This window comes from Limibacterium fermenti, from assembly GCF_041902845.1.
In the GTDB taxonomy this organism is placed as follows: Bacteria; Bacteroidota; Bacteroidia; order Bacteroidales; family Dysgonomonadaceae; genus Limibacterium; species Limibacterium fermenti.
This window is the reverse complement of the sequence record NZ_CP159486.1, coordinates 3,824,000-3,841,154: the sequence shown is the minus strand read 5'-3', so window position 1 is coordinate 3,841,154 and position 17,155 is coordinate 3,824,000. Positions and strand designations below refer to the sequence as shown.

Below are 17,155 nucleotides of genomic sequence, written 5' to 3'. Positions count from 1 at the left end.
TTCTAAAAGTATGTTGTAAAACATATAAAATAATTTTTGATTAATCGTTTAACCTATTACCTTTGCATTAATTTCTATAACGAATTATAAGATTTTAAGAGTTGAAAAGAGTTTCATTAAAAGTAATTGCTGAAGAATTGAGTGTTTCGGTTGCTACAGTATCTCTTGTATTGAGCGGAAAGAATGAAAGAGGAAGGGTTAGCCAAGAGGTAGAAAAAAAAATTTTGAATAAGGCAGTGGAATTAAATTATATGCCGAATTCTTTTGCAAAAGGTCTGAAAATGGGACGTTCTAAAACTCTGGGTTTAATCGTTGCGGATGTATCAAACGTTTTCTTCGGAACATTGGCCTTACATATCCAAGAATATGCTGAAAAAGAAGGATATGCGGTTATAATAGCCAACACGAATGAACAAGAGGAGAAAATGGAAAAAATGATTAAATTATTGACTAGTAGGCAGGTAGATGGTTTGATTGTTACTCCGACAGAAAAAAGTGAAAAATTAATTGAGAGGTTGATAGTTGACAAAATGCCTTTCGTATTAGTCGACAGAAGTTTTCCAACTATTAATACCAATTTTGTGATGATCAATAATTATGAAATATCGTATCAGGCAACTCAAAAACTGATTGAGCGAGGATGTAGGAATATTGGATTGTTGAATTATCATCAAAATATGTATCATACTAACGAACGGAAACGAGGATGCATCGAAGCACTTCAGCAAGCGAATATCTATCATCCGGAGAATGTGAAAGAAGTTCGGTATGAAAATCTGAAAAAGGATGTTGAAAATGGAATTAAAGAATTGGTAAAGAATAAAATTGATGGTATTTTTTTCACAACGAATTCTATTTCAATTTTAGGCGTAAAAAATCTGGTTAAACAAAATGTAGATATTCGGAATAGTATGAAAATGGTCTGTTTTGATGAGAATGATGCTTTTTATTTGTTGCCGTTTTCAGTTCCTTTTATCAAACAACCCATCGAAAAAATGGGTCAGAGAGCAATACAATTATTAATTGATCAAATTGAAAAACAAAATTCAACGACTGAAAAGTATATTGTTGATGCTGAATTGATAATCAAATAATTTTTTTGTTTACTTTATGGTTAAACGATTAATCATATAGATAATAGAGTAACTAAATTTAAGGGGAAATAAAGTTTTGTTTTACAGAGTAAGTTAAACGATTAACTATATTTTATAGAGAATTTGCAGATCATGTACAAATGAAATAAATATAATACAGTAATAATGTGAATTACTAATTAATTAAAGACTATGAATAAAAATTATCCAAAAATCGGAATCCGGCCTATTATCGACGGCCGTAGAAGAGGAATCAGGGAATCGTTGGAAGAAACGACCATGACCATGGCAAAAAATGTTGCTGCATTTTACAGCGATCATTTGCGTTATCCAGACGGTTCCCCTGTGCAATGTGTGATTTCTGATACTTGTATAGGAGGAGTAAAAGAAGCTGCCAATTGTGCTGTAAAGTTTGAAAGAGAAAATGTAGGGCTCTCCTTATCCGTTACTCCCTGTTGGTGTTATGGTTCGGAAACAATGGATATGAATCCGTTAATTCCGAAAGCCGTATGGGGATTTAACGGCACGGAACGTCCCGGTGCGGTATATTTGGCGGCGGTATTGGCGGCCCATAATCAAAAGGGGCTTCCTGCTTTTGGTATATACGGACACGATATACAAGACATTGGAGATACGCATATACCGGAGGATGTGGAAGAAAAACTCTTGCGTTTCGCCCGGGCCGGACTGGCGGTCGCTCTTATGCGTGGAAAGTCGTATTTGGCCATAGGTTCTGTGTGTATGGGTATCGGAGGATCAATGGTGAATCCCGATTTTTTACAGGAATACCTTGGAATGCGTACCGAATATGTAGATTGTTCGGAAATCATCCGTCGTATACAACAGGAAATTTACGATAAGGAAGAGTATCGTAAAGCGATTGAATGGGTGGAAAAAAATTGCAAACCCAATGAGTTGCCCGATCACAATCCTGAGAACATTCGTCGCAGCCGCGGACAAAAAGACGCCGACTGGGAATATGTGGTGAAAATGACGATCATTATGCGTGACTTGATGACCGGCAACCAAAAATTGGATGAGATGGGATTTGGAGAAGAAGCCATGGGACATAATGCCATTGCCGGAGGTTTTCAAGGGCAACGCCAATGGACGGATTTCTTGCCGAACGGCGATTTTTCAGAAGCTTTATTGAATACATCTTTCGATTGGAACGGCATCCGCGCTCCTTTTCCTTTTGCTACCGAAAATGATCATTTGAATGCAATATCCATGCTTTTCGGTAATTTACTCACCCATACGGCACAAATCTTTGCTGATGTACGCACCTATTGGAGTCCTGAATCTATTGAAAGGGTATCCGGATGGAAGCCTGAAGGTGTTTTAAAAGACGGAGCCATTCATTTAATTAATTCGGGTGCTTGTACCTTGGATGCTACCGGAGAACAGACAAAGGATGGCAAACCGGCCATGAAACCTCATTGGGAAATAAATGAACAAGAGGTGGAGGCGATGTTGAAAGCAACCAAATGGGGGCCTTCGTCTCTTGAGTATTTTCGTGGCGGCGGATATTCTTCTAAGCTGTTATCGAAGGGAGGAATGCCCGTCACCATGTGCCGGCTGAACCTTGTAAAAGGGGTAGGGCCTGTTTTGCAGATCGCCGAAGGCTGGACGGCTACCTTTCCTGATGAAGTATTCGCTATCATCGACAAACGAACGGATAAGACTTGGCCGTCGACATTTTTTGTGCCTCGGCTTACCGGAAAAGGCCGTTTTGCCGATGTATATTCCGTGATGAATTATTGGGGAGCTAATCATGGAGCGATCAGTTACGGGCATATCGGTGCGGACTTGATTACACTGGCATCGGCCTTGTCCATCCCGGTGAATATGCATAATGTGGAGGAATCGAAAATATTCCGTCCTTCGGCATGGGCATCTTTCGGTTCCGATAACGAAGGATCGGATTACCGAGCTTGCGCAGCTTACGGACCGTTGTATAAATAAATCATCAAAAAAATTGATTCATGAAAGATCGTATATTTTTAAAATTGTTTCTTATTATCTTCTTTTTTAGCGCCGGAAATATTATCTATTCTGTTTCGGCAGATAATAAAGAAGTGCTACAATCGCAGCGTACAGTTACAGGACGAATTATGGATGCGGGTGGCGAGCTTCTTATTGGTGTAAATGTAATAGAAGAAGGAACTTCAAACGGAACCATTACCGATATAAACGGTACTTATACGCTTACTCTGACGACGCAAGATCCCGTTCTACGTTTTACCTATATCGGATTTAAAGAAACTATTGTCCGCGTTGAAAACAAAGGGATTATTGATGTGGTAATGGAAGAAGATGTAGAAGCGCTGGATGAAGTGGTAGTGGTAGGTTTCGGAACACAAAAGAAAGCTTCGGTTGTGGGCTCCATAACGAATGTAGAACCCACTAAATTATCATTGACGCCCACCCGTTCATTGAGCAATAATCTGGCGGGGATGGTATCCGGTGTAATTGCCGTACAGCGTAGCGGTAATCCATGGTCTAATAATTCCGACTTTTGGATTCGAGGGATTAGTACCTTTACGGGGAATACCAATCCTCTTGTTTTGGTAGATGGCATTGAGCGGTCGTTGAATGATTTGGAAACGGAAGAAATAGAATCCTTCTCCGTATTAAAAGATGCCGCAGCAAGTGCCGTATATGGGGTAAGAGGCGCCAACGGGGTAATCATGATTAATACCAAACGCGGAAAAATCGGAAAACCTCAAATTGAAGTTCGTTTCGAAAAAGCCTATACTTCGCCTACGAGGCTTCCCGATTTCATAGGAAGTGAAAAATACCTGGGACTGATAAACGAAATGTATGAGGATCAGGGAAGAGCCAGACCCTACAGTGATGCAACGTTGTTAAACTATAGATATCAAACCGATCCCGAGTTATATCCCGATGTAAACTGGTGGAAAGCAGTCGCGAAAGACAATGCCGATAATACAAGGGCGAATCTTAGCGTAAATGGAGGATCGGATATTTTGCGTTATTCTTTGGTATTAGGGGTATATGACGAAAACGGAATTCTGCGGAGAGATCCTAAACAGGAATGGGATTCTTCTTTGAAAGTGAGCAGATATACCGTGCGTTCCAATGTGGATATCAATGTAACCCCAACAACGCTTGTTCGCGTAAATGTAGGTGGATTTCTTCAGACCAAAAACGCTCCTCCGGGAGATAATGATGATGAAAATATTTTCCAGCAAGCCATGCGGATTCCTCCGTTTGTTCACCCGCTTATCTATTCGAACGGTTACATTCCCCGGATATCGGCTAAAGAAAATCCATGGGCATTATCCACTCAACGGGGGTACGAGAAAGTCAATCAAAGCAAAATAGAATCGCTCACAGCCGTTGAACAAGATTTAAAATTCATTACCCCCGGATTAAGCGCCAAGTTATCGTTTTCGTTCGATAAATTTTCATCTAATAGTGTGACGCGTTCAAAAAATCCGGATTACTATAACCCCGCAACCGGACGTGATGCCAAAGGAAATATTATGACTAGCATATTAAGCTACGGAGAAGAGTTTTTAGGATATAGCACGGGCGCACAATGGGGCGATCAAAGTATTTATTTGGAAGGAATGTTGTCGTATAACCGGACTTTTAATAAAGTTCATGATGTTAATACGATGCTTTTATATAACCAAAAAAATTATGATCGAGGAGATGCGTTGCCTTATCGTAATCAAGGGATAGCCGGACGATTTTCTTATACCTACTATCGGCGTTATGTGGGTGAGTTTAATTTCGGATATAATGGATCGGAAAATTTTGCTCCGGGGAAAAGATTCGGATTTTTTCCGGCAGTAGCATTGGGATGGATTGTTTCACAGGAAAAATTTATGCAGCCCCTTTCGGAAACCGTTTCTAATTTAAAAATAAGAGGTTCTGTAGGTCAAGCGGGAAATAGCATTTTAAGGGGGAACATATGGGATAAGCGATTTGCTTACATTTCTACCATTGTGGAAACAGGCTCTTATCGATGGGGTACCGAAAACAACATCTATCGGGTAGGAAGAGCGGAAGGAGAGATAGGAGTAAATGATCTGACTTGGGAAACGGTCACAAAAGCCAATGTGGGACTAGAGTTAGGTTTGTGGAACAACGCAATCAATTATACCGTAGATATCTTCAAAGAACAACGGAAAGATATCTTTATGGAAAGAACCAATGTTCCGGGGTCAGCCGGGTTTAACAGAAATATCTGGGCAAATTTCGGCAAAGTGAATAATCAAGGAGTGGATATGTCTTTGAGTATAAATAAACAACTCAATAAAGATTGGTTGGTATCGGGTATTTTCAATTACACTTATGCACGTAATAAAATAATTGAAATTGATGAGCCTCTTTCTATTGTGGGTACTTATCGTGCGCAGACAGGTAAGCCAGTAGGACAATTATTCGGTTTAGTAGCAGAAGGACTTTTTACGGAAGATGATTTTGATGAAAATGGAAAATTGAAGCAAGGCATTCCTGTACAAAATTTCAGTGATGTAGAGAATCTTCGCCCGGGTGACATCAAATACAAGGATCTCAATGGAGACGGTGCCGTTACCGCCGTAGATAGAACAGCGATAGGAGGCACCCGTATTCCTGAAATTGTATATGGCTATGGGGCGAATATCCGGTATAAAGCGTTTGATTTCGGATTTTTCTTCCAAGGAACCGGTAAAACCTATCAGATATTAGGAGGAGGAAATTGGATTCCGGGAGCAGAATTAGGCGCAGGAAATATCTATTCGAATATTGACGATCGATGGACCCAAGAAAATCCGAGTCAGAATGTGTTTTGGCCCCGAATGAGTGATAAATCGGTTGACAATAATAAGCAAGCCTCTACATGGTGGTTACGCGATATGAGTTTTTTACGATTGAAAAATATCGAAGTCGGATATAATTTCTCAAGAACACTTACTAAAAAAATTGGTATCCGTGATTGTAGGATATTTGTAAGAGGTTCTAATTTGGTAACTTTCTCCAAATTCAACCTGTGGGATCCCGAATTGGAAACACAGAACGGATTAAAGTATCCTCCCATGAAATCTGTCTCGGCTGGTTTAAGTATTAACTTTAATAATTAATGTATTATGCAAAAGTATAAATTTATCATACTAACAAGTATATTATCTCTCCTGTTGAGTGCGATAAGTTGTTCGGATTTTTTGGATAAAATGCCGGATGATCAACTCACCATGGAGATGGTATTTTCAGATAAGATAAGAACCGAAGATTGGTTGGCGAGTGTGTATTCGTCGGTCCCCGATCCTTTATGGGGGTATTTTAAATCACAAGGATTCAATATTATGGGGGATGATATGACTATTCCACAAGATTGGCAACCTTACGGATGGGCAAGTGTATATGCCTATACCATGGCTAATTGGAGTCCTACTTCAGGTTGGGATCCGAACTATTGGGTGGAATTGCCTAAAAGAATCCGTACCGGCCTTGTATTTTTAGAAAATGTAAGGGTGATTCCGGATGTAGGTTTAACCGAAGAATACGTCAATCAGATGAAAAATGAAGTGCGATTCCTCATTGCCTATTATTATTCTTTAATGATTGAGATGTATGGACCTATTCCTTTTACTCCGGGAGTAATCTATCCGGTGGATGCTCCGGCGTCCGAATTAATGACCACACAATCTCCTTACGACGAAATTGTGAATTGGATTGATCAGGAATTGAAAGATGTCTCCACTCAACTTCCCGCTGTATATCCTAATAATAACGATTGGGGAAGGGTGACCTCCGTCATGGCTTTAGCCATTAGGGCACGCACGCTGTTATTCGCGGCAAGTCCTTTATTCAATGGAAATGCTGATTTCAAAGATTGGAAAAATGCCGATGGAGAGAATTTATTTAAAACCGAATACGATTCATCGAAATGGGGGAGAGCTGCACAAGCTCATAAAGAATTGATTGATGCCGCACAAAGTGGAGGATATAAGCTTTACTATGAATATAATAATGATGGTTCTATTGATCCGTTTATGTCTTATTACAATATGTCCTTAAAACGGTTTTCTGACGGAAATAAAGAAATAATTTTCGGACGGGCGGATGCAGGTACTTATTCTACTTTTCAAGCGCACCATTTGCCGAAAGGTATCGGAGGCAATGCCGGAATGGGCGTGACACAAGAGTTAGTGGACGCATTTTTTATGAAAAATGGCGAGGCGCCTATCATGGGCTACAACGCCGACGGCTCTCCCATTATCAATTCGACCTCGGGATATGTAGAGAAAGGATTTTCTCAAACGCTGGAACAAAGAAATACCCAATGGCGTGGAGCCGAAGGCCCTCAAAAAGTTCCCGGACGAGTAACATTAGATGGGACTTACAATATGTATTGTAACCGCGAGCCCCGTTTTTATGTTTCTGTTATTTACAATGAAGCCTGGTTAGGAGTGGATAACCGAAGAGTTAACTTCTTACAAAACGGAGGTCAAGATACGGGGCCGACTTTCGATGCTCCGCAAAACGGATACAATGTTCGTAAAAGAATCAGTTTGGATATTTTTCCCCGCGAGAATAAATATACCTATCAGCCGGGCATTCTCTATCGTTTGGCTGAAGCGTATCTGGGCTATGCGGAAGCATTGAATGAATCGCAGGGAGCAACTACCGAAGTATATCAATACGTCAATTTGGTACGGGAACGAGCCGGTCTTCCCAATTTAAAATCCGGACTTAGCAAAGAAGAAATGCGCGAAGCGATTCAGCACGAAAGAAGGGTCGAGTTCAATTGTGAAGGTATTCGTTTCAATGATGTCCGACGTTGGAAATTGGGAGAAAAATACTTCAATACTAAACTATACGGTATGAACTTCAACGGGTCTGAAAAAAGCGATGATGAAAACAATCAGAGGGCATTTTATAAAAGAACTTTTTATAAGAACCGTTATTTCAATAAACGGATGTATTTATGGCCGGTTCCGCAAACGCAGATGGATATTAATCCAAACTTAATACAGGCGCCGGGATATAATTAAACACAACAAATAAAAATGATATGAAAAAGATAAATATACTTTTTTTATGGATACTGGGTATTGTGTTAAGCGTGAGTTCCTGTAAGGATGATGCGAATCCTTATGATTATTCGGATAACACATTCGTCAGAGTAACTGAAAAATCGGTTTCCATAGCCATAGGAGATAGCTATACGTTCGTTCCCTATTTCGATAGCGACGAAACCGCAAACAAAAAATTTATCTGGAATGTGTTGGATCCTTCCATTGCGGAGGCAAATGCAGGTAATGACCATGCAGGAATCGTTACCGGAAAATCCGAGGGAACAACCGTCGTAGAGATTGTTTCAGAAGATCAGACGATGCGGTATTTTGTGGATGTGGTCGTTTTTAAACCGTTTGAATTGGAATATCCGATATATATCGATTTCGGACCGAGGTTGTCGGGAGAACCCTTTAATAATTATACTGGAAACGATATGAAGATACTCTCCAATTTGGTAGATGAGAAATCCAATATCACTGAATTTTCAATCGAAATAAGCAGTCCGTTTTCCGGAACGTTGGTACGTGATCTTCCTAATGTATTAGGTTTTCCTCGTGAAGTGTCGAACGATGTTTTGTTTTCGGACGGAATCAAAATACCGGTTAGTAGCTTTAAGATTTCAAACCTGAACAAACGGCAAAAGTATACGTTCATATTCTACGGTGCGATTAACGATAACAACACCGAGACCGAATATCGGGTTATCGGAAAAACCGACGGCTCTGTACTTCTCAACACGTCTTATAATACATCGAATGTCGCGATCGTTGAAAATATTTTACCGAAGGATGATTCTACAATCGATATCACCTTGCAAGCGGGTCCTAACAATATGCAATGGGCCAAGTTTTTCGGTATCAATGCAATGATAATTTTTCCGGAAGGATATGAATTGCCGTTTCCTAAGGATTGATCAGGAATAATATGAAATAAAACTTTTACTATCGGGCGATGACAAACTAAATCGTCCGATAGTAAATCAATCAAATTACAAAAATTTTTAATTATGCGAATAATATCGTTGACGTGTATCTTATTTTTTACAGTCTCTATAACCATTTTTTCACAAAACCGACCGTTTAACGGATTGGATATGAACATGGGTAACCTCTACCGGCTTTCCAATGCGGAAAGCCGATCGATCAGCCCGGAAAATTTTACCGGAGAAAAGGGAAAGGGGGGGATGGCCAAACCTGATCCGAATGCTCCCAAAAATACGGCTAATGCCACCTATGCTTCGCGTGATTTGGGACAGGGATGGAAAGTCAATCCCTATGTCCGCATCGAACCGGGCGAAACATTTACCATGGCCGAAATCGACGGCCCCGGCGCCATTCAGCATATCTGGATGACGCCCACCGGCAATTGGCGGTTTTCCATTCTCCGTATTTATTGGGATGATGAAACGGAACCTTCGGTGGAATGTCCCGTAGGGGATTTCTTCGGGCTGGGATGGAACGAATACGCACACCTGAATTCGATGCCCGTAACCGTAAATCCCGGAAGCGCCTTTAATTGCTACTGGGTGATGCCTTTCCGCAAAAAATGCCGCATCACGATGACTAACATCAACGATGCGGAGGGCATGAATCTGTATTATCAAATCGATTATACCCTCACCGATGTGCCTGCGGATGCGGCTTATTTCCATGCGCAATTCCGTCGTACGAAAGTCAATAAAACATCGGATTATATCATCATCGACGGAATTAAAGGAGAAGGGCAGTATGTCGGCGTTTATTTGGCATGGCAGGTAAACAATAACGGCTGGTGGGGCGAAGGTGAAATCAAGTTCTTTATGGACGGCGACACCCGCTTTCCTACCATTATCGGGACCGGCACGGAGGATTATTTCTGCGGATCGTATAACTTCGACCGCCACGGAAAATATGTAACCTATACCACTCCATACGCCGGATTGGTGCAGGTATTGCCGCCCGATATTACCTATCGTTCGGGACAACGTTTCGGAATGTACCGTTGGCATGTGATGGATCCTATCCGTTTTAAAAAGGATTTAAAGATCACGATTCAGGATTTGGGTTGGCGCCATGGTGGGCGTTATCTGCCACAGCAATCCGATATTTCTTCCACTTGTTTCTGGTATCAGACCGAACCACACGCCAAGTTTCCCGCACTTCCCGGATGGTCGCAATTGGAAGTAAATTAAAAACCTACATATTAAGTTTAAATGAAAAAAGTATCTCTAAAAATTTTATTCGGTATAGTAGCCATAGTGTGTATTTGCTTTGAAAGTTATGCTCAAAAATATACTTTCAAAAATGAATTGGAATTATTAAAGCGCGTAGACAAACTTCCCGAATACCGGACGAACTCGTATGTAGAACAGATTTCGAGTTACGATACAACCGGGGGAAATGACGACGGTTTCGACGGTACCTATTCGTATCTCCGGAAAGAGAAGGAAGGACTGGTGATTGCCGATTTGAAAGGCCCGGGTGTCGTCAACCGTATTTGGACACCTACTCCTACCAACGATACGCTTCTATTCTATTTCGATGGAGAAAAAAAGCCGCGCCTGAAAATCCGTTTTATGGATTTGTTTTCGGGAGATGTTTATCCTTTTGTCAACCCCGTTTGCGGAAACGAAATCGGAGGATATTACTGTTATATCCCGTTTCCTTATAAAAAGGCCCTGAAGATTGTTTTTCAGGGGGAGAAATTGATGTTTCATCAGGTGCAGTACCGGAGTTTACCGGGAAAAGAAGTGGAAACCTGGACCGGTGTATTGTCGCAGTCGGATAAAGATGTGCTCACGGAAGTAAACGCGGTCTGGGCGGATATCTCCCCTGAAGTTACCCGTTATGCTGTCGGAAAATCCTCGGGGGTACAGACGGATCAGAAGTCGGTTACGCTGGTACCGGGAGAGGAAATTTCTTTCTTCGAGCAAAACGGTCCCGGCCGGATCGTAGGCTTTGAAATCGATGGTGGCAATTCATTCGAAGGATTGTATAAAGATGTGATACTTGCGGCCAATTGGGACGGAGAGCAAGTGGATGCCATTTATTCGCCGGTGGCCGATTTCTTCGGATATGCGTATGGAAAACCGGCCATGAGAAGCATTGTCATGGGAAGGCAGGGGACTTCCAATTATTGTTATTTGCCGATGCCGTATGACCGTGGGGCAAGGATGCGGCTGATTTATAAAAAGAGGGAAGGCATACAACAAAATCCCGTCTCGCTGAATATCAAAGTATATTATAATGCTACCGCAAGGGATGCGAAAAACGAAGGAAAGTTTTATTCCGTTTGGAGACGTGAAAAACCCGAAACCGGGCAATTCTATGAGTTTCTTCAATTAAAAGGGAAAGGCCATTATGTGGGAACGATCCATATCGCGCAGGGATTGCGTCCGGGAATGACTTTGTTTTTCGAGGGAGACGACAGCACCCGCGTGGACGGCAGGATGCGCCTACACGGGACCGGATCGGAGGACTATTATAACGGTGGTTGGTATGCGCTGTTGGATCGATGGGACCGCGGAATCAGTCTGCCGCTTCATGGCGCGCTCGATTACTCGTTACCGATGAACCGTACCGGCGGCTACCGTTTCTTTTTGGCCGATAAAATGCCTTTTGAAAAAGAAATTTATCACGGCATGGAGCATGGTCCGGTAGGGAATGAGTTTCCGGTGGATTATACTTCCGTGGCTTTTTATTACGGAGCGCAACCGCTCACGGGCAAGATGGAGCCGACAGAAGAACTGCGAACCGTTTATTTGCCGACTGAGCATGTCTATTTTCCGCAGTTGATGGATTTGACACTGGGCGAAGGAATCCAAGTCACCCACCAAAGGGGAATACGCGTCCATACCGATCGCGAGGGAATGATGCGTGTCATGTTGAACGATGTGCCCGAAGGGAAGTACAAAGTACTTATCTCCTATTACGAAAAACCCGAAGGAGCCGATTTCCAAGTGTGGCAACGCCAAAATCAATTGTCCGACTGGAAATCGACGAAAAACAGCAACGAAGCGCTAAAGGAAAAAATTCACATCGGCGATATCGAACTCACCCGACAAACCAATTCCGTTACTTTCCATGTACGTAAGAACGGAGAGGGAAGGCAATTCGAATTGGATCGTATTATTTTAGAGAGAATAGATTAACCAAACCGTATTTATAGTATGAAACGTTTCTTTATTTTCCCTTTTGCGATAGCGATCCTGTTTATGTTCAACAATAGGATATATGCGAATACGGATGGTTTGTCAAAGAAGAGCGGGATCCGTACAGAAACGTTTCCTCCTTTGCTCCGGAAAGCGATCGCTCGACTTCAATACGATGGTTTGGGAGCGCATTCCGGTAAGGCGGAGGCGACGAAGATCGATGAAAATACGGTACATGTTATCGTGACGTTTTCGTTGAAGGAAGCCGTTCAGCAAGACGATTGGCAAGTACAGATTCTTCCGTCATTCATCCCGTCGTTCCATTGGGCGCCGCATTTGACTCCTACGGATAATCATGTGATCGACCAACACGTGTTCCGTTCGCCGGCGCTGATCGTTTCCGACGGAAAACAACAATTGACAATCATCCCGGATCTCGAAATCTTGAAAGAAAGCGCGCCGGTGCGTTGGTATATGGATATGGATGCGCCGAACAACCGGTTGACGTTGGGAATGGCAGAGAATGACGTTTCGGGGCATATTCTTTTCGAGCGTACGCCCGGCACGGTTTTCCCGAAAGGGGAAGTCCGATTCGGATTTTATATGATGGCATCGGATAAGCCTGAAGATTTGCGCAATCCGTTTCGCAGGCCGTTGGATTTTATGTGGACGCGATGGGGGCGCGATCTGTATCGTTCCGGTAATCCCGTAAAAGGCGCTCTCCAACCATACGTGGAGCATACTTATCATTGGGCTTTTGACAGTTGGTCGAAAAGCGTATGGCAGGAGTTTACCCTTAACGGCAAGAGGGTAGGAGCGCCCGTGTTCATCGTCAATGTTACCCAAAGTCCCAATTATCTCGGCGAAATCAATGAACGGGAATTCCGCTCCGTATGGAATCAGGCATGGTTCAGTTCGTTGCGTTCGGCCGGCGGCTTGTTTCGTTATGGCCGGCGAACGAAAAACAAAGAGTTAATGCGAAAGGCGCGGATGTCGAAAGAATTAGCGTTGGCGGCGCCTAAAAAAGAAGGATTTTTTTACGGATTGATCGCTACCGAAATGGAAACCGTGGAGATCGACGGTAAAAAGTATCATCGAAGCAAAGGATGGGATCATTCTTATTGGGGCAATTCCAACCGGAATCCTTACACATGGAGTGCCGAAGAATCCCCGTTTCATGTGCTCGATATGAGTTGGACGGCATTGTTGATGCTTCGGTGGCATGAGGAGTTGGAAAAGGATGCAAGGCTTCTTGCCTATGCCCGCGATTACGCCGACGCGCTGCTACGGGTACAAACGCCGGACGGATTCTTCCCCGGATGGTTGGACACGAAAACCTTACAGCCGATGCAACACCTTAACCGGTCGCCCGAATCATCGATGTCGGTGACGTTCTTGTTGAAGTTATACGAATTGACCCGCCGGAAAGACTATAAAACCGCTGCGTTGAAAGCCATGGATGCCGTGATGCGCGAGATTATTCCCGTGGGGCAGTGGGAAGATTTCGAAACCTATTGGTCCTGTTCCCGTGTAGGTGCGGACGATTGGGTAGGCAAGAAAGTCGCCCGCAACAATATGTTTAAGCAAAATAATTTTTCCATGTTCTGGACAGCCGAGGCTTTATACGAATGTTACCGTATCACAGGCGAGGAAGGTTATCTGCAATATGGACAGCGGACGTTGGACAAAATGTTGATGACCCAAGCGTCGTGGCAACCGCCGTATATGCATGTGAATGTATTGGGCGGATTCGGCGTGTTGAACGCAGATGGCGAATGGAACGATTCGCGTGGAAGTTTGTTCGCCGAGTTGATCTTACAATACGGAAAACAATTGAATGAAAAGGAATACGAAGAACGTGGCATCGCGGCATTGAAATCCGCTTTTGTGATGATGTATTGTCCGGAAAATCCTCAAACAAAACGGCAATGGGAGAAAGTCTGGCCTTTCTTCGGGCCGGAGGACTACGGTTTTACCATGGAAAATTACGGACATGGAGGCCGAACCTCTCCCGAAGGCGAAGGAATGGGCGAATTTACCATTTACGATTGGGGAAACGGCGCGGCGGCGGAAGCCTATAACCGCATAAGAGATAGGTGGAAAATAGATTGATATAGATTGATGAAAGATTGAAGGGATAACGGTGAATTTAAAAACAATAATAAGATGAAAATAAATAACATGTTGATGCTTGCAACAGTGGGAAGCGCGCTACTGCTTTCCTGCACAAGCAACAGTAAAAAAACAGAAAACAGTATGAACAACCATTTTGAAAAGGGAACGTTCGGATACGATCTCAATTATTTATCGGAAAAAGACAGTCTGATTGTGCTCAAATCGGCCGATGAAAGAGCGCAGGTGATCGTTTCGCCGGCTTATCAAGCCAAAGTATTCACTTCCACCACTGGCGGTGCAGAGGGCAAAAGCCTCGGCTTTGTCAATTACAAAGTCTTTGACTCGGGCGTCGTCGATGAACACATGAACGGGTACGGTGGCGAAAACCGTTTCTGGCTGGGACCCGAAGGCGGGCAATATTCCATTTATTTCCAGCCGGACGCCGAACAGGTATATGACAATTGGCATACGCCCCCGGCCATCGATACCGAAGCGTGGGAAGTACAAAGCGCATCGGATCAAGAAGCGGTGCTAACTAAGAAAATGGAACTGAAAAACTATAAGGGAAGCACGTTGAAAATTTCCGTCGAACGAAAGATAGCGCTTTTGCAAGCAGCTGATTTATCCCGTACGCTCGGTATGACGTTGCCGGACGGCGCAGCGGCGGTTGCGTATGCTACCGACAATAAAATCACCAATGGAAATGATTTCGAATGGACGCCCGAAACGGGAACCGTATGCATATGGATGCTCGACATGTTCAATCCTTCCGATTCGGCCGTTACCGTAGTGCCGTACAACGAGGGCAATGATAAAGAATTAGGGGCGGTTGCGACCACCGACTATTTCGGTGAGATACCTTCCGACCGGATCCGTTACGAAAACGGCACGCTCTATCTGAAAACGGACGGAAAATACCGCAGTAAATTGGGAATGAACGCTAAGCGCACCAAAGCGGTTGCAGGGAACTACGATCCGATATCCCGACGGCTGACCGTTATCACCTTCGATGCGGATCCCGAGTCGACTTACCTCAATCAGGAATGGAATCCGGCGAAAGATCCTTTAAAGGGCGACGCATTGAATGCTTATAACGACGGCCCGTTGGACGACGGCAGCATCATGGGCCCTTTCCTCGAACTGGAAAGTTGCTCGCCCGTTGCGTTCCTGAAATCCGGCGAATCACTGTCGCATACGCATCATGTATATCATTTTACGGGCGATGAAGCCGCGCTTTCCCCGATTTGTGAAAAGCTGCTGGGCGTCTCCCTCAAGCAAGTAAAGACTATTTTTAAATAACACATTTCAATGAATCCACATCACAAACCGATGGAAAAGCATCATTTGGTTCCCAAAGGGATCCTGTTTCCTTTTATTCTTCTGACAGCCTTGTTCTTCATCTGGGCGGTGCCTAACAATATGACCGATGCCATGCTGGCCGCCTTTAAACGCATCATGAGTTTCTCCGACACCCAGACCGCTTGGATACAAGTCGTGGCATACCTGTTGGGATATGGCTGTTTCGCGTTGCCCGGCGCTATTTTCATCAAGAAACATACATACAAATCGGGGGTATTGCTGGGATTAAGCTTATGCATTACCGGTTGCTTCTTATTCTATCCGGCCATGCTGGCCATTGATATCAATCCGTTTTTCTGCTTCGCGGTATACCTCCTGGCATTTTTCATTTTATTCGCCGGACTGTCTATTTTGGAGACTTCCACCAATTCGTACGTGTACGCGTTGGGCGATCCGGTAACGGCTACGAGAAGATTGAATTTCTCTCAATCGTTTAATCCGTTCGGAGCGTTGACCGGTGCTTTGGCGAGCCAAATCTTCGTTCTTTCGCAATTAAATACGATGAGCGCCGAGGATAGGAGCGGCCTTTCGCAAGCCGATTTGTTGCAGATACAGAATGGGGAGTTAAATGCCGTTACTACGGCGTATGTGGTGCTGGGCCTGGTGATGCTTGTCTTGTTGGCAGCCATCTTTTTTACCCGCATGCCCAAGGCGCAGGACGATGATAAGACCTTGAATCTGAAAGCGACATTCGGGCGTCTCAAGCGCAATAAGAATTACGTTTGGGGCGTAGCGACCCAATTCTTTTATGTGGGAGCACAGGTGGCGGTATGGTCGTTCCTGATCCGTTACGTCATTCAACATCTCGACTTGAACGGCGTGATCGCTTCATTAGGCTCGGGGGCGTCTTCCGAAACGATTATGAGTACACTGCGGAATGTGGAACCGGTGGCCGCACGGTTTTATCATTTCTGCGAATGGATAGGGCTGGACGCCTTGCTGCCGCGTACGGCCGAACAAGCTGCGGCGACGTACTATATTTTGTCGATGGTGTTGTTCGTCTGCGCTCGCTTTTTGTGTACCTGGCTGATGAAGTGGATCAAACCGGTGAACTTGCTGTCGGTGCTGGCGATTTTGGCGGTCATTTGCAGTGTGACAACGGTGTACGCACCGGGTTTCTTGGGCGTCTATGCGCTGATGGGTATTTCGGGTTGCATGTCGCTCATGTTCCCGACGATTTACGGCATCGGCATGCGCGGATTGGGAGAGGACACCAAAATCGGCAGTTCGGGAATGGTTATGGCAATTGCCGGAGCGGCTTTTTTGACGCAGATACAAGGCATCCTATCCGACCATTCGGGAAGCATTCAGTTAGCCTATTGGGTGCCTGCCGTTGCGTTTTTAATCATAACCGTATACAGCTTTACCATTGCCCGCGATAAGAAGTTAGAGGCTTCTTTGGAAAATTGATTTAAAAAGAGAA

At 43.9% G+C, this 17,155-nt stretch carries 10 protein-coding genes; all 10 read left to right on the top strand.

Annotation, left to right across the window (positions count from 1 at the left end; genetic code table 11):
- Positions 1–101 precede the first annotated feature (101 nt).
- Positions 102–1,094, top strand: coding sequence for a LacI family DNA-binding transcriptional regulator (locus ABNK31_RS16525; protein WP_418893527.1), 993 nt, complete (start codon positions 102–104; stop codon positions 1,092–1,094).
- Between the two features lie 192 nt (positions 1,095–1,286).
- Positions 1,287–3,059 carry an L-fucose isomerase gene (locus tag ABNK31_RS16520; RefSeq protein WP_418893526.1) on the top strand — a complete coding sequence of 591 codons (1,773 nt, stop codon included), beginning with the start codon at positions 1,287–1,289 and terminating at the stop codon, positions 3,057–3,059.
- Between the two features lie 20 nt (positions 3,060–3,079).
- Positions 3,080–6,190, top strand: coding sequence for a SusC/RagA family TonB-linked outer membrane protein (locus tag ABNK31_RS16515; RefSeq protein ID WP_418893525.1), 3,111 nt, complete (start codon positions 3,080–3,082; stop codon positions 6,188–6,190).
- Between the two features lie 6 nt (positions 6,191–6,196).
- Entirely contained in the window at positions 6,197–8,104 is a 1,908-nt protein-coding gene (locus tag ABNK31_RS16510; RefSeq protein WP_418893524.1) for a RagB/SusD family nutrient uptake outer membrane protein, read from the top strand.
- A gap of 20 nt (positions 8,105–8,124) precedes the next feature.
- Positions 8,125–9,042, top strand: coding sequence for an Ig-like domain-containing protein (locus tag ABNK31_RS16505; RefSeq protein WP_418893523.1), 918 nt, complete (start codon positions 8,125–8,127; stop codon positions 9,040–9,042).
- Between the two features lie 93 nt (positions 9,043–9,135).
- Positions 9,136–10,299, top strand: a complete 1,164-nt coding sequence (locus ABNK31_RS16500; protein WP_418893522.1) for a glycoside hydrolase family 172 protein — start codon at positions 9,136–9,138, stop codon at positions 10,297–10,299.
- A 21-nt stretch (positions 10,300–10,320) separates the two neighbouring features.
- Entirely contained in the window at positions 10,321–12,258 is a 1,938-nt protein-coding gene (locus ABNK31_RS16495) for a glycoside hydrolase family 172 protein (protein ID WP_418893521.1), read from the top strand.
- Between the two features lie 18 nt (positions 12,259–12,276).
- Positions 12,277–14,370 carry a hypothetical protein gene (locus ABNK31_RS16490; RefSeq protein WP_418893520.1) on the top strand — a complete coding sequence of 698 codons (2,094 nt, stop codon included), beginning with the start codon at positions 12,277–12,279 and terminating at the stop codon, positions 14,368–14,370.
- Positions 14,371–14,424: 54 nt separating this feature from the next.
- The gene (locus tag ABNK31_RS16485) at positions 14,425–15,672 is read left to right on the top strand and encodes a DUF6786 family protein (RefSeq protein ID WP_418893519.1); all 1,248 of its coding nucleotides are present in this window, start codon (positions 14,425–14,427) and stop codon (positions 15,670–15,672) included.
- A gap of 30 nt (positions 15,673–15,702) precedes the next feature.
- Entirely contained in the window at positions 15,703–17,142 is a 1,440-nt protein-coding gene (locus tag ABNK31_RS16480) for a sugar MFS transporter (RefSeq protein ID WP_418895434.1), read from the top strand.
- Positions 17,143–17,155 lie beyond the last annotated feature (13 nt).